Source organism: Sphingorhabdus sp. (assembly GCF_029865925.1).
GTDB lineage: Bacteria > Pseudomonadota > Alphaproteobacteria > Sphingomonadales > Sphingomonadaceae > Sphingorhabdus_B.
The window spans coordinates 16,978-31,813 of the sequence record NZ_JARXAI010000027.1 but is presented as its reverse complement, the minus strand read 5'-3'; the positions used below and the strand labels follow the sequence as shown (position 1 = coordinate 31,813).

Sequence of the window (14,836 nt, the reverse complement as noted above, 5' to 3'; positions counted from 1 at the left end):
TATTTTCAGTTACTTAGAAGGTATATCTACTTTTACCTGTGCTGTTTGCGCTTGCAGCGCCTTGGCGGCCTGCAATTGCGACTCAAGGACGCCTTTCCATTTCGCATTTGGTGTCGCGAGTGAAAGAGTTTTTTCCCACAGGAGGATCGCACCATCAAGGTCACCGCTAAGCATGCGGGCAAGACCCACAAAATAATATGGTGCGGGGTAATTCGGCCGAATGGAGCGCGCTTTATCGAAGGCCAATTCCGCCGGTGCTGACAACTGCCCATCGCTCGCCAGCATCAATTGCAGCCCAAGGGCAGACCAAAGATCCGCATTTTTTGGGTCACTACGCAGGCCGGACTGAATATAGGAAGCCGCTAAAGCATACTCCCCTTGCTTGGCAAAGGAATCAGCGGTGATTAGCCAGCGTTTCGCCCCACCGAAGTTTTGGTCCATGTCGGCGCGTATATCGACAAGCTGAGTAGCAGCAACTGCATTCCCCTCTAGCGGCTTGGCCGGTGAAGATGGCGCTGATGGACGGCCTTGCAGGGCGTAACCAGTCATGCCCAATAAGACCGCAGCTGCGCCAATTTGCCACAGCCCCTTTGACGCACGTAAAAACCAAGCAAGCGCCAACAGGCTGAAAACCGACAATAGGCCAAGTGCCACCCAACCGTTCATGTACGCCTCCAAAACAGCCCACGCGCTACCCAAAGCGATGCAAGCAGCAAGATAATTGGTGTAAGCCAGAGAAGAAGCCCTGCGCCCTTGAAATCGGGTTCGAAGCTAACCCATTCGCCATAACGTTGTATCATCCAGTTCCGAACTGCCTCGGACTTTTGTCCAGCGGCAATTTGCTGACGCACTTCGGCACGCATGGTTCCTGCCATGCTCGCGTCGCTATCGGCAATGGATTGACCTTGGCATTGAATACAGCGCAAACTGTGCATCAGGCGGGTTGCCTCAGCTTCTTTCGCTGGATCGGAAAGCTGACGGTTTGCCAAGGCGGGCGTTGGCCCGCTTCCTTGGGCAAAAACGGGCGCAGCTAACATCAGTAAAATAGGAACGAATACTCTCATTTCGTCGCCTTCAGTTTTTCGATGAGCATCGGCACATGTTCTACCCGGATATCGCCGATATGCTGGAACAATATTGTGCCATCGGCACCGATTACATAAGTTTCAGGCACACCAGACGACCCGAGTTTAAGCTGAACCGCCATTTCGCTGTCCGATCCAATGCGGCGATACGGATTGCCAAATTCGTCCAGAAAAGCAGCAACATCTTCTGGACGATCGCGAATAGCGATCCCGTCAATCTCGACGCCAGCTGCTTTCAATTCCTCAAGCTGCGGCGCTTCGGCTTTGCAAGGGATGCACCAGCTAGCAAAAATGTTAAGCAGCCGGGGGCTCCCATCACCCATATCTTTGTTTGATAATGGGAAAACACCCTGTGTTGCCGGAGGCAATGCAAATTCAGGAAGCTTTTGTCCGATCATAGCCGAATGGACTTGCTCGTCTTTCGGCACGGCCAGGCCATAAATGGCAAGCCCGCCAATGCATGCGGTGGCAACAAGCGGCGCCCATAAAAGCCAAGGGCGGTTCATTCGGTTTGCCATTTGTTTATAGCTGAATTCTTGGTGCGACGGACCATGCGGCCCAAAAGCGCGATTGCCCCGCCGAGAGCAATCAATATTGCGCCACCCCAGATAAATGTAACAAAGGGCTTCCACCATAAGCGCACTTGCCAACGGCCATCCCCCTCTTGGTCGGGCTGCGCAATGACGACATATAATTGACCATTCCACCGCGTCAGCAACGCCGCTTCGCTTGTCTGCATTGGAGGCTTAAAGAATTGCCGTGATTGAGGATGAAGCGGGAATTCATTGCCATTTTTGGCGGCTATCATTTCACCTTCAACAGCAACCCAATTGTCCCCTACGACGGGATTGACATCGTTAAGCTTAACCTCCCAGCCAGCGACCTTGGCGCTTTCGCCAGGTGCAAGCGCGGTAAGAGTTTCAGATGAAAAGCCTGATTCCGCCGCCATGCCAAAGACACTAACGGCTAAACCAAAATGCGCGATGACCATGCCGAATACCGGGATAGGCGTGCGGAGCAGCTTGCGCCCCCTAAGTGGCATCCATGCTGCCACTGCAAGGGCCAAGGACAATGCGATACCCAAAAGCGGAAATATCCCTATTTGTGGCGCAAATTTCCATATCGCAAGGCAACTCAACAACAAAATCGCCGCTGCACCGATAAGCCAATATTTTAGACGGCCGAGATCATCGCGGCGCCAACGCAACAGGGGCCCCACCAACAAAGCGAGCATCAAAAGAACCGCAATTGGAACCGTCGCTTTGTTAAAATATGGAGGCCCAACCGATATCTTGTCACCCAATGCCTCTGCCGCAATCGGGTAAAGCGTGCCAATCAAAATGACTGCCAGAATGACGCTTAGGAATATATTATTTGCAACAATCCCGCCTTCTCGGCTGAGCAGTTGGAACGGCTCACCTTGCTTGACTGTCCCAATACGTAAAGCAAAAATGACGAAGGCAAGGCCTGTGTACATAAGCATTAACGCGAGAATGAACGAACCACGTTCCGGGTCGACAGCAAAGGCATGAACGCTCGTCAATATCCCTGAACGCACAAGGAACGTGCCCGCCATCGACATGGCAAAGGCCACCAGCGCAAGCATGATGGTCCAAGCACGTAACGCATTGCGCGTAGCAAGAACGCTGACCGAATGCAGTAGAGCAGTCGCTGCAAGCCATGGCATGAGCGACGCGTTTTCAACGGGATCCCAAAACCACCAGCCACCCCAGCCCAATTCATAATATGCCCAGTAACTGCCTGCAGCTATACCGATTGTCAGGAAAATCCAAGCGCCCAACACCCACGGCCGCATAGCGCGGGCGAAGGCTGGCCCGACCTGATTGGTGAGCAATGCGCCAACGGCGAAAGAGAATGCGATCGAAAGGCCAACATAACCAAAGTATAAAGTCGGCGGGTGGAACGCGAGGCCAACGTCCTGAAGTAATGGGTTGAGGCCAGCACCCTCGATAGGCGCAGGAACCATTCGCTCAAACGGGTTTGAAGAAAACAGCAAAAATGCGAAAAAGCCGAGCGCGAGAAAACCTTGCACCGCCAACGTGGCAGACAGTGTCTTTACCTCAATACGCTTTTCCAGAAATGCAATCGCAGCGCCTGAAACAGACAATATCGTTACCCATAAAAGCATCGAGCCTTCATGGTTACCCCAAGTGCCAGCGAGTTTGAAAATGAGTGGCTTATCAATATGGCTGTTGTTTGCGACCAAAAGCACTGACAGATCACTGATATAAAACAGCCACATGAGCGCAAAGAACGCAAAGGTACACAAGGCACCCTGCATATACGCAGCAGGTTTTATGAGCGGCACCAGTTGCCCAGCCCCATCGCGTAACAACGTTAACCCCGCAATGAACTGAAGAAGCGCCATCGACGCCGCCAGCCAAATAGCCGCTAATCCGGCTTCTGCAATCATGTGAAAGCCCTCATTTCGTCAATATCCTCATGGTACAAGTGTGTCCTTCGTTTTTGCGGCCGCACTCATATCTATGTCAGCCAATTCTCTCGGCACGTAGTTTTCATCATGCTTGGCAAGCAAGCTATCGGCGACAAAGACGCGGTCAGGTCCAAGTCGACCGTCTGCAACGACGCCAGACCCTTCACCAAACAGGTCAGGCGTAATCCCGCGATAAGCGACCTTCTGACTGCGTCTCTGGTCCCGAACCGTGAACGTTATAGATACGCCATCCCCGCCACGCACGATGGATCCTTTTTGTACCATGCCGCCTAACCTGATGGCTTTTCCGGGTTCGACATTGGCTGCCACCAACGTTGTAGGGGTATAAAAATAGGATGCCTCTTCGCGTAAGGCAGATGCGGCGATCAGGCCAGCGCCAACCAGAGCAGCAACAGCAATAATTGCCAACAGCAACCGCTGATGCTTTGGCTTCATGGCCGATCCTTTAACTCGGCAGCCGACGCCTCTGCGCGGCGCATCGATATGTAGCTGGAGATAACAAGCCAGGTCAGACCGACCCCGGCGATGACGTAGGATGCGATGATGAATGGAGCGTGGGGCATCAGCTCTCCGCCATCCTGCGCATCCGCGCCTCAATCCGCATTTCCGCAAGAGCAGCGCGCATCCGCATCAACACCAGTGCGCCGAACAATAGACTGAAACCGGCAACGGCTACAAACAAGGGCACCAAATAGGCCGAGTCAATCGATGATCCACCCAAGGTGATACTTGCCTTTTGGTGCTGGCTTTCCCACCAGATGACCGAGCGGTTGATGATGGGGATGTTGATTGCGCCAATGATACCGAAAACTGCGGCAACGCGACTGGTATCGCCTTTGTTGCTCGACGCATTGGATAACGCAATATACCCGAGATATAAAAAGAAGAGCACAAGCATTGATGTCAGCCGGCCATCCCAAACCCACCAAGTTCCCCAAGTGGGTCGCCCCCATATCGACCCCGTAATGAGGCAAATCGCCGCAAAGGTCGCTCCGGGAACCGCGATTGCACGCGCAGACACGCCCGCCAGCGGGTGACGCCATACCAATTGCACAATGCTCGCAATGGCAATGCCAGTCCATCCCCCCATACCGAGCCAAGCGGCAGGGACATGAACAAAGATGATCTTGACTGTGTCGCCCATCAACCGTTCAGTCGGCGTGAAGAATAGCCCCCAAATACAGGCAGCAAGCGTCAGGATAAGCCCGAGCCAGAACAAAGCCGGGGTAAGTGGCCTTGCGATGCGCAAAAAACGGGCAGGATTGGCGAAACGGTGCATATCTGGAGTGGGTCTCTAGCACTGCAAAAACGTTAGGCCAACGAATTTAGCATCACCTACCGATAAGTTTTTGCGCCATATCGTCTGCCACTTCAGCTGGTGTTTTACCGCCCGAAGCGCTTTCAGCCCAGATAGCCGCCAACCGCTCAGGAATGGTGTTAATGCGGCGGTTGATTTCTGCATCGTCGGCATTTTCAATGTGACGCAAAACGTTGATAATGCCGCCAGCGTTGACGACATAATCAGGGGCATACAATATACTTCGATCGGCCAGCATGCGTCCCTCACGCCCCGTCGCAAGCTGATTATTTGCGCCACCGGCAACCGCACGCACTCTTAACGCAGACACGCTCGCTTCAGTCAGTATCGCACCCAAAGCGCAAGGGCTGAAGATATCCGCTTCGACATTCATGATGTCAGTTGCAGCTACGCTGTTTCCGCCCAGCTCAACCGCAAGGTCAGCGGCACGCTTTGCATCTACGTCAGCCAGCGTAAGCTTAGCTCCATGATCTGCAAGATAACGGGCAAGACCGCCACCAACACTGCCCACGCCCTGGATAGCGACGTGAACGCCCAACATGTCATCCGTGCCAAGCACATGTTTGGCTGCGGCCTGAACCCCTAAAAACACGCCACGTGCTGTGTAAGGACCGGGATCACCGCCTTGCCCAGGCAAGCCAGCGACGTGCGAGGTGACCTTTGAAAGTGAGACCATATCCTCTTCAGACATGCCGACATCCTGAGCAGTGATGTATTTGCCGCCCAGTGAATCCACCGCGTGGGCAAATGCATCAAGCATATCTTGTGGCTTGGTCCGCGCAGGGTTGGCAAGAATGACCGCCTTGCCGCCGCCTGCAGATAGCCCCGCCATCGCATTTTTGTAGCTCATTCCGCGCGATAGGCGCAGCGCATCAGTGACCGCAGCTTGCGGCTCGGCATAATGCCAAAAGCGCGTTCCACCTGCTGCAGGCCCCAAATGGGTCGAATGCACAGCGATTATTGCCTTAAGACCGGTGGCGCGGTCATCGAACACATGAACGGCTTCGTGCGAGTCAAAATCAAGCAAGTCCCAGATAGCGGGCATCATGCATTCCCCTGTGCGAAAATGCCGCATTGCGGCTTCGAAATCAAATTACGAGAACGTGTAATAATATTACGCGCCTGAAATGTCATCCAGAATATGGAGGGAGATAAATGGGGCGACCGAGGGGTCTTGAACCCCCGACCTCTGGTACCACAAACCAGCGCTCTAACCAACTGAGCTACGATCGCCATAGCGTCACTGAGGCAGACGCGCTCCTATTCTTTAGGCTTAGAATTACCCTATGCCGGGCGTCAACCCGGCACATGAATATTCTTACTTTTTGAGGCTGAGGCCGCCAAAACGCTTGTTAAACTGGGCAACGCGGCCACCAGTGTCAAGCATACGGCCTGATCCACCGGTCCATGCTGGATGCGAGGTTGGATCGATATCCAATGCCAACGTGTCGCCTTCCTTGCCCCACGTGGAGCGCGTTTCGAAGACAGTTCCGTCGGTCATCTGCACCTTGATCATGTGATAATCGGGGTGAATGTCGGCTTTCATACATAATTCCTTTGCTCAGCCAACGGTTTCCGACCGGGGGCCCTAAATTCGGAAGCGACGCGCATAGCGGGCACGCTTAAAGAAGGCAAGAACTGACTGTTAAAAATAACCGCAGCCCTCAGGCCAAGTTACGCTTTGGGCTAGGCCCTGCCGTTTAAGCAGGCGGCTCAGCAATCATCGCCATAAACTCGGCTTCAGCAGCGACTTGGTCGCCAACCATAGCACGCCCGGCAAATTTGCAGACGCGCGCGCGCTTTTGGACAAACGTGACATGAAGATGTAAAAGACAGCCAGGTTCGACGGGCGCACGGAACTTGGCATTGTCAATCGACATGAAATACACAAGCTTGCCTGAACCTATAAGACCAAGGCTTTCCATCGCCAAAACACCAGCTGCTTGGGCAAGTGCTTCAACAATCATCACGCCGGGCATGATAGGCCTTCCAGGAAAATGTCCCTGAAAGAACCCTTCATTCATAGTCACGGCCTTGACGGCGCAAATACGCTCGTCGGGAACGAGCTCTTCTACCCGATCGACTAAGAGCATGGGGTAGCGGTGCGGAAGCACCGCCATCACCCTGCGGACGTCGTAATTGCTGTAATCGTCCCCCGACATGCAGATTAACGGCTGTCGGGTTGTGCAGCAGCAGATGCCGGTGACTGAGCAGCGGCGGCCTGCGCTTGTGCTTGTTGTGACGCGTTGTTAATCAACTGCTGGATTTGCTGGTACAGCGTACCAATCTGGCGCGAAGGACGCCAACCGGCTGGCGGTGTGATCGTGACGGCAGGCAATAGCTTATCGAGTTCAGCAGTAATTGCAGTCGTGACGTCAACCGATTCTGGCGCCCAAACAAATGCGTCCGGAGCGAGGATGACGTTGATGCGCTTGGCCGTGATAACAGCCTGCTGTGCCGCTTCATATTTCAGAGCAATCTGCTCGATGGAATATAGCTGTGCAAGGATAACCGGATCCTGAAGCGCGCTCATTTCCTTTTGCTTCGCGTCAATCTGCGCAAGCAGCGGGTTTTTTGCCTTAATCGCAACATCGAGCTCAGCCTGTGTCAGTTCTTTGTTCTTGTCGGTATCAAGCTGCGCATTCAGGTTGTTGATTTCTTGACGCTTTGTTTGAAGCTGCTGCGATACGGCCGCATATTGCGTGCCGATCTGCTGATACGCAGCGCCCAGCGCCTTTGAACGCAAGATAGCGACTGCCGTGTCTGACGTTGCGATACCCGATACCTGAGCAGATGCTGGTGCAGTGATAACAACTGCCGACAAAAGAGCGGCCTCAAGGGCGGTTTTACGAATGTTCATTAGAATTGAGTCCCTACGTTGAAAGTAAATGATTTGGTGTCGTCGCCCGGCTGCTTTAGCAGAACCCGCGCGAGGTCTATCCTGAATGGACCAAATGGTGAGTTCCAGTTTACGCCAAATCCAACCGACAGGCGCGGTTTCCATGTGTCGCCGAGGAATTCTTCTTTGAACCGGAACGCCGCGACCCGTGCAGAGCCATCGCCATTAACTGCGGTGGTAGACGTCTGAAGTGCCCCAGCACTATCGACAAAATAATATAGCAGTCCGCCTTGTGTGCCATCTGCCAACACTTCGCGTTGCTGCACGCTCTGCAGGACTGGCCGCGTAACGTCAAACACGGATCCGACATCGATAAACAGAGACGGACGCAGGCCCAACTCCTTAGCGCCGCTACCCAATGGGATCTGCAATTCTCCACGCCCCATATAATAGAAGCGGCCCCCAATGGCATCGTCTTGGATCTGGTTGCGGTCAGTAATCGGGTTATTAACCGCGACGCCGTTCACAATCTTGCCTTCCTGAAAAATACGTTGAACGCGCGGTCCTACACCGCGAATATCGAAACCACGCATTTGCGGCTCACCCAAGTAGAAGCGATCCGTTAAACGGACATCGTCGATCCCCGAAAGCCCACGGTTTTCCAAAGGATGGATATACCCGCTCTCAAACGACAAGCCGAAAACGAAATTACCAAACGGCTTCCAATATTTGTCAGCGTTAATTCGGGTTTTGATATATTTGACGCTACCGCCAAGCCCTGCGAAATCCTGGCTGATACCCAAGCTTTGGCCACGGGTTGGACGGATCCGGTTATCCCGGTCATCATATAACAATGTGTAGCCCAGCGACGACGTCATGCGCTTACCTATGGCATCACAGAGAAAGCGCCCTGCGAGGATAGGGTCACAGGTCGGCGGATTTCCGGAAAAAAATGTGTTTTCATCAAGCGTAACATCGTCTTGGCTTAATCCGTACCGTGCCTGAAAATAAATATATTCGTTGACCGGCACGCCAAGACGCAACTGGAAGCCTGTTGTTGCCTGCTGGTAGGTCGTGTTGCGCTGGTTATTAAAGAAGTTAAAGCTGTTTAAATCACGGCGGAATATGTCGCCTGAAATCGCCATCGAACGGTCAAACAGATACGGCTCCGTAAATCCAATTTCTGCTGATTTCGAATAAGACGAATAGGAAATGTTGGTTCGTAATTCTTGGCCAAGGCCGCGAAAGTTGCGCTGGCGGATTGACCCTTGAAAGATGAAGTTTTCAATCGAGGAGAAGCCGGCTGATAGTGACAGCTCCCCAGTCGCTTTTTCTTCGATATTGGTGGTTAGAACGATACGGTCAGGCGCACTGCCCTGCGCCTGTTCGACTTCCAGATCTTCCTGAAAATAGCCAAGCGACTTGATGCGCTCCGCAGTCCGCTTCACCTGAATGCTGTTAAAGCCGTCGCCTTCGTTCAGGCGGAATTCCCGGCGAACGACCTTGTCTTGGGTCAGCGTGTTGCCGTTAATGTCGACGCGCTCGACGAAAACGCGCGGTGATTCCGCAACATTAAACGTAATGCCCATCGTCAACGTCTCTTTGTCCCGCTGGAAGTCCGGGTTCACATCGGCAAAGGCATAACCAAATAAACCAGCCGTTTCGGATAGGCTCTCTACCGTGTCTTCAACCATTTTAGCATTGTAGTAATCGCCTTTTTTCATGCGCAACGTGGCTGTTAGACGGCCTGAGTCGAAATCGCGGATCTGGCTTTCTACTCTCACATCGCCGAATTTATAGCGGCTACCTTCTTCAACCACATAGGTGATGATGAAGTCTTGCTTATCAGGGGTGAGTTCGGCCACCGCCGAAACAACGCGGAAATCGGCATAGCCCTGGGTCAGGTAAAATTGGCGCAATTTCTGCTGATCAAACGCCAAGCGGTCTGGATCGTAGCTGGTGCCTGAGCTGAAGAAGCGGTAAAAACGCGCTTGCTTCGTGACCATTTCGCCGCGCAACTGGCCGTCGGAGAACTTGTCGTTGCCGATGATATTGATCTGTTGAACCTTCGACTTTGGCCCTTCGGTAATTTCAAACACGATATCAACGCGGTTTTGGTCAAGCTGAACCAGCTTTGGTTCAACAACCGCAGCAAAGCGCCCTTGACGCTTATATAACTCGACAATGCGTGCAACGTCAGCCCGTACCTTAGACCGCGAATAAATCTGACGAGGCGCAAGCTTTATCTCAGGTTCAATCTTGTCATTCTTGATGCGCTTATTGCCTTCAAGAATGATGCGGTTCACGACTGGATTTTCTCGCACTTCGATGACAACCGCGCCGGAATTGTTGCGCACGGAGACATCGGCGAACAATTCGGTCGCGTAGAGGTCCTTAAGCGCTTGGTCGGCAGATACCTGAGTCCATTGTTGGCCGGTGCGTAACCGGATGTAAGACCGCACAGTATCCGCTTCGAGTCGCTGCGTTCCGACAACAGTGATGGATTGGATAATCTCGGCAAGTGCCGCTGCCTCAGGCTGGGCAACTGGTATCGCGGGTGCAGCTTGCGCAAAAGCCGGTGTCATGCTGCCCGTCGCCGCAAGCGCAGTCGAACCCATCAAAAATACGCCAAAGCTTTTGAAGTTGCCGAGAGGTCTACTTTCCATTGTCATCCGATCTGATGTCCGGCCGCCACCGGTCGTTGGCAAACTGCCGCTAAAATATTTTTGCGTCCCTGCCCGATGCAGCGCGCGCAATCAAGTATGCAATGCCCTCAACTGCTACCGAAAAGACCGAAAGACGTGAGGTCGTTGAATGTTACCATTAACATGAACGCTGCCAGCATCGCAAATCCTGCACGGAAAGCCCACTCCTGCACTTGCGGTGTGGCTGGTCGCCTCCGCACTGCCTCAATACCGTAAAGCAACAAATGCCCTCCATCGAGCATGGGGATTGGCAGTAGATTGATGAACCCCAAGTTAATCGAAATCAAAGCGGCTAGGCTTATAAACGTCAATATGCCCAAGCTCATGGCCTCGCCAGAAACTTTGGCGATTTTCAAGGGACCGCCAAGTTCGGAAATGGGCCGACGACCAGAGATTATCTGCCCAAGACCAATGACCTGTTGGCGCAGAATATTGCCTGTTTGCTTCACGGCTGCCCAAGGCGCCTCAAGCAGGCCTACTTCGCGCGTTTCCGAATTGCTTGCACCAATGCCAATGCGACCAATCCGATATTCATTACCGAACCTGTCCACTTCAGTGACCGCAGCTACGGTAGCTTGCTTTTCAAACCGCGCACCGTTTCGCTCGATTTCCATGACTATTTTTTCGCCTGGAATCATAACGACCTCGCGGGCCATCGCATCGAAAGTTTCGATAGTTCGGCCATTCAACGTCAGGATCCGATCGCCGATCTGAATTCCAGCCGCCGCAGCCGCACTCCTCGGTTGAACGACATCGACGACTGGCGGCGTTACTGATTTACCAAATGCAAGCAGGAAGCCCATGGCGATAAGGATTGCGAGAAGAAAATTAACTGCAGGCCCAGCTGCTACGATCAGAGCACGTTGCCACAATGTTTTCGATTGGAACGTCTGATTGCGCTCATGCTCCGGCAATTGCTTCCAGCTTTCGTCTGCTTGGCTTGCAGGATTCATGTCACCCGCAAACTGGACAAAGCCCCCCAATGGCAACAGGCCAACGCGCCATAACGTACCGCGCTTGTCTACGCGCCCCCAAATCTGCGGTCCAAAACCGATCGAGAATTTCTCGGCCTTCACCCCAAACCAACGACCCACGGCATAATGACCCAGTTCGTGCACCACGACAAGAGAACCAATCAGCGCGAGAAACGCGAAAAGGGTAAGAATAATGTTGGGGGATTCAGCGGCCACGGGTTAGTTTCTCCAATTCGTTCTGCGCGTAACTGCGGGCGCCTGCATCAATGCTGAACAGGTCATCCAAATTGATAGGTGCTGCGGGCGCATAAGTCGTCAGGGTTTCTTCGACTAGGGATGCAATTTCCAGGAACCTCATCTTGCCGTCCAAAAAGGCCGCCACTGCAACCTCGTTCGCTGCGTTTAAGATAGCAGGCTTTGCACCGCCTTCGGTAATAGCTGCGCGCGCAAGCCGAAGCGCGGGGAAGCGGACCACATCAGGCTGCTCGAACGTAAGCTGGCCAATTGCAGCAAGATCAAGCGGCTTGCACATCGTGGCAATACGCTCTGGCCAAGCAAGAGTGCTTGCAATGGGAATGCGCATATCGGGCGATCCCAACTGTGCCAGCGTTGAACAATCGACATATTCAACCATCGAATGGATCACCGATTGCTGATGGACGAGGATATCAAGCTTATCCAGACCAACCGGAAAAAGGTGAAACGCCTCAATCAATTCAAGGCCCTTGTTCATCATTGTTGCGGAATCGATGCTGATTTTTGCACCCATGTCCCAATTGGGATGCGCAACGGCTTGCGCTGGCGTAACATTCCGCATTTCCTCAAGCGAGAAGGCACGGAAGGGTCCGCCGCTTGCGGTCAGGGTGATCTTACGCACTTGGTCAATTTTGCCGCCAGCGAGGCATTGGAATATGGCGTTATGCTCGCTATCGACGGGGAGTAGTACCGCACTCGATTGGCGCACCGCTGCCATCATCAAAGCGCCAGCGGAAACCAGCGCCTCCTTATTGGCCAAAGCGACCGTCTTCCCAGCCTCGATTGCAGCCATCGTAGAGGGTAATCCAGCGCAGCCTACTATAGAGGCCATCGTCCAGTCCACATCGCGCCTAGCGGCCTCTACAAGCGCTTCTGGACCCGCTGCGGCTTCAATGTTTGTCCCCGCCAAAGCGTCCTTGAGTTCAGTATAAGCCGATTCATCGGCAACAACGGCAAGCTCGGCTTTAAATTCGCGCGCCAATTGCGCGATAGCGGCGGCATTGCCGTTGGCGGTCAATGCGACCACGCGGTAATCGCCGCGATGCTGACGAATGAGGTCCAATGTCGACAATCCGACCGAACCTGTTGCGCCAAAGATGGAAACGCTGCGTGTCATGGATTAGCCTGCCGTCGCGCTTTGGAACAGCATGATCACGCCAGCAGCAAAAGCGACAGCGATAAGGCCGTCGGTCCGGTCAAATAACCCGCCATGACCGGGTATCAGCCACCCCGAATCTTTGACCCTTGCCCGACGCTTCATCCAACTTTCAAAAAAGTCACCAATTTGCGCGACCACCGCGAGCGCGGCCCCCGTCAGCAATAGACGGAACCAGCCATATGCAAGATAGATATCGCCATTACCGGCATTACCGCCCCTGAAGGCGTAGATGCCTGCTTGAATAAAAACCATCATAAGGCCCGCGCCAATCATTCCGCCGATAAGGCCTGACCAAGTTTTGGATGGACTAATATGTGGCGCGATTTTGGGGCCGCCAAGGCTTCGTCCCGCGAAATACGAACCGACATCCGTGCCGATTACGCCGGCGATGAGCATGATTGCCGGCGTCATGCCGAAGAAAGGCGAGCTGAACAGCATCAGTGTCAAACATGCAAGGCCAACATAGGTCAGACCGACCAATAGCCACAATATCTGCGCCTGCCGACTTTGCGCGAAGCCAAACACCAATTTGGTAAATTCAAAAAATACACCAAGGCCTATAGCGATAACGAGGCCCATAAAGGCATAGCCGCCCAGCCAAATCGCAGCGATCGCGACCGACATCATAGCAACGCTGGACAATGTCCGTATGCCTAAGTCCGAACGCGGTTTAAGGGGCGGCGCAACCTTATCGTTCATCGACCACCATAGCGACGTTCACGCCGGGCGAATTCGTTCAGCGCAGCGGCAAGTTCATCCTTGCTGAAATCGGGCCACAAGGTCTCAGTGAACCAGAATTCGGCATAAGCTGCCTGCCACAACATAAAATTAGAAAGACGCTGCTCGCCAGACGTTCGGATAAGCAAATCCAGCGGCGGCAAGCCAGCGGTGTCCAGATTGGCCTCAATACTGGACGCGCTTATCTCGCCTTGCGCGGCGGCGGCGCGTGCAGCGCGGACCATCTCGTCCTGCGATCCATAATTTAACGCTACCGCCAATGTCGTGCGGCTGTTCTTCGACGTCCGTGCAATCGATTCCTCAAGCATTTCCACAATATCAGGTGATAATGATTTGTAATCGCCAATAATTTTTAATCGGACGTCATTTTCTGCAAATGTATCAAGGTCGGATTTGATGAAATCGCGCATTAGCGCCATCAGATCGTTTATCTCTTCCGCGGGCCGTTTCCAATTCTCGCTAGAGAAGGCATAAAGGCTAAGTGTTTCTAGGCCAAGCTCGCCCGCTGCACGCATAATATTACGGACAGTCTCAACGCCGCGCTTGTGCCCCATTGCGCGGGGCAACATGCGCTTCTTAGCCCAGCGACCATTGCCATCCATGATGATAGCAACGTGCCGCGGCATTTCGCCTGTGCCGGCTGCGATGCGGACGGGTTGCGAATCGACGTGCGCCATTACGTATCTAAACGCGCTCGAAGCGAATGGAAGGGAAGTTTGTATCCGGCCTCACTGGCTCAGGATTTCCTTTTCCTTATGCGCTGCTGCTTCGTCGACCGCTTTGATCATCTCGTCGGTCATTTTCTGGACTGCAGTCTCCAACCGCTTGCGATCGTCCTCGCTGATTTCTTTCTTGTTCTCGTCAATTTTTAGACCGTCATTTGCGTCGCGACGCACGTTGCGGATCGCGATTTTGGCTTTCTCGGCATATTGGCCAGCCAGCTTTGCCAGTTCTTTACGGCGTTCCTCGGTGAGGTCGGGAATAGGCAAGCGCAAAGTCTGCCCATCGGTAATCGGGTTTAAACCAAGGCCAGCCGAACGAATGGCTTTTTCCACTGGCGTCACGTTTGAGCGGTCCCATACCTGAACCGACAGCAAACGTGGTTCAGGCGCGCTGACGGTAGCGACCTGGCTCAACGGCATGTGCGATCCGTAAACTTCGACGACTACGGGGTCGAGTAAAGTCACGTTGGCGCGGCCGGTACGCAGCCCGGAAAGGTCGCTTTTAAATGAATCGACAGCGCCCTTCATACGGCGCTCAACGTCGGTTTTGTCATATTGCGGCATG

17 protein-coding genes and 1 tRNA gene are annotated in these 14,836 nt (G+C 53.5%); all 18 read right to left on the bottom strand.

All coding sequences use genetic code 11. The features are described from left to right. Positions 1-9 precede the first annotated feature (9 nt). Complete coding sequence (locus QE270_RS02745; protein WP_300034806.1) at positions 10-666, bottom strand: hypothetical protein; 657 nt, start codon at positions 664-666, stop codon at positions 10-12. Next, the gene (locus tag QE270_RS02740; protein WP_300034803.1) at positions 663-1,064 is read right to left on the bottom strand and encodes a cytochrome c-type biogenesis protein; all 402 of its coding nucleotides are present in this window, start codon (positions 1,062-1,064) and stop codon (positions 663-665) included. The genes QE270_RS02745 and QE270_RS02740 overlap by 4 nt, the downstream gene beginning before the upstream one ends. Continuing rightward, positions 1,061-1,591 carry a redoxin domain-containing protein gene (locus QE270_RS02735; protein ID WP_300034800.1) on the bottom strand — a complete coding sequence of 177 codons (531 nt, stop codon included), beginning with the start codon at positions 1,589-1,591 and terminating at the stop codon, positions 1,061-1,063. The genes QE270_RS02740 and QE270_RS02735 overlap by 4 nt, the downstream gene beginning before the upstream one ends. Next, positions 1,588-3,519, bottom strand: a complete 1,932-nt coding sequence (locus tag QE270_RS02730; RefSeq protein WP_300034797.1) for a heme lyase CcmF/NrfE family subunit — start codon at positions 3,517-3,519, stop codon at positions 1,588-1,590. Before QE270_RS02730 ends, QE270_RS02735 begins: the two co-directional genes overlap by 4 nt. A gap of 27 nt (positions 3,520-3,546) precedes the next feature. Further along, a complete protein-coding gene (gene ccmE, locus QE270_RS02725) occupies positions 3,547-3,996 on the bottom strand; it encodes a cytochrome c maturation protein CcmE (protein ID WP_300034794.1) in 450 nt (149 codons plus the stop codon). Then, positions 3,993-4,124, bottom strand: coding sequence for a heme exporter protein CcmD (ccmD, locus tag QE270_RS02720; RefSeq protein ID WP_300034791.1), 132 nt, complete (start codon positions 4,122-4,124; stop codon positions 3,993-3,995). Before ccmD ends, ccmE begins: the two co-directional genes overlap by 4 nt. After that, a complete protein-coding gene (gene ccmC / locus QE270_RS02715; RefSeq protein ID WP_300034788.1) occupies positions 4,124-4,840 on the bottom strand; it encodes a heme ABC transporter permease CcmC in 717 nt (238 codons plus the stop codon). Before ccmC ends, ccmD begins: the two co-directional genes overlap by 1 nt. Before the next feature lie 52 nt (positions 4,841-4,892). Further along, on the bottom strand, positions 4,893-5,924 hold the full coding sequence (locus QE270_RS02710) for an amino acid dehydrogenase (RefSeq protein ID WP_300034882.1): 1,032 nt from the start codon (positions 5,922-5,924) through the stop codon (positions 4,893-4,895). Between the two features lie 111 nt (positions 5,925-6,035). Beyond that, positions 6,036-6,112, bottom strand: a tRNA-His gene (locus tag QE270_RS02705). A gap of 85 nt (positions 6,113-6,197) precedes the next feature. Beyond that, positions 6,198-6,425 carry a 50S ribosomal protein L31 gene (rpmE, locus tag QE270_RS02700; RefSeq protein WP_125230382.1) on the bottom strand — a complete coding sequence of 76 codons (228 nt, stop codon included), beginning with the start codon at positions 6,423-6,425 and terminating at the stop codon, positions 6,198-6,200. A 154-nt stretch (positions 6,426-6,579) separates the two neighbouring features. Then, positions 6,580-7,041: a 3-hydroxyacyl-ACP dehydratase FabZ gene (gene fabZ, locus QE270_RS02695; protein WP_300034782.1), complete on the bottom strand. Its 462-nt coding sequence runs from the start codon at positions 7,039-7,041 to the stop codon at positions 6,580-6,582. Between the two features lie 5 nt (positions 7,042-7,046). Beyond that, positions 7,047-7,739, bottom strand: a complete 693-nt coding sequence (locus QE270_RS02690) for an OmpH family outer membrane protein (protein ID WP_300034779.1) — start codon at positions 7,737-7,739, stop codon at positions 7,047-7,049. After that, entirely contained in the window at positions 7,739-10,336 is a 2,598-nt protein-coding gene (gene bamA, locus QE270_RS02685) for an outer membrane protein assembly factor BamA (RefSeq protein WP_300034879.1), read from the bottom strand. The genes QE270_RS02690 and bamA overlap by 1 nt, the downstream gene beginning before the upstream one ends. Positions 10,337-10,491: 155 nt before the next feature. Further along, on the bottom strand, positions 10,492-11,613 hold the full coding sequence (gene rseP / locus QE270_RS02680; protein WP_300034776.1) for an RIP metalloprotease RseP: 1,122 nt from the start codon (positions 11,611-11,613) through the stop codon (positions 10,492-10,494). Then, positions 11,603-12,769, bottom strand: coding sequence for a 1-deoxy-D-xylulose-5-phosphate reductoisomerase (locus QE270_RS02675; RefSeq protein WP_300034773.1), 1,167 nt, complete (start codon positions 12,767-12,769; stop codon positions 11,603-11,605). Before QE270_RS02675 ends, rseP begins: the two co-directional genes overlap by 11 nt. A gap of 3 nt (positions 12,770-12,772) precedes the next feature. Beyond that, positions 12,773-13,510 carry a phosphatidate cytidylyltransferase gene (locus QE270_RS02670; protein WP_300034770.1) on the bottom strand — a complete coding sequence of 246 codons (738 nt, stop codon included), beginning with the start codon at positions 13,508-13,510 and terminating at the stop codon, positions 12,773-12,775. Continuing rightward, on the bottom strand, positions 13,507-14,226 hold the full coding sequence (gene uppS / locus QE270_RS02665) for a polyprenyl diphosphate synthase (RefSeq protein ID WP_300034767.1): 720 nt from the start codon (positions 14,224-14,226) through the stop codon (positions 13,507-13,509). The genes QE270_RS02670 and uppS overlap by 4 nt, the downstream gene beginning before the upstream one ends. A gap of 51 nt (positions 14,227-14,277) precedes the next feature. Next, positions 14,278-14,835, bottom strand: coding sequence for a ribosome recycling factor (gene frr, locus QE270_RS02660; RefSeq protein WP_300034765.1), 558 nt, complete (start codon positions 14,833-14,835; stop codon positions 14,278-14,280). Position 14,836 lies beyond the last annotated feature (1 nt).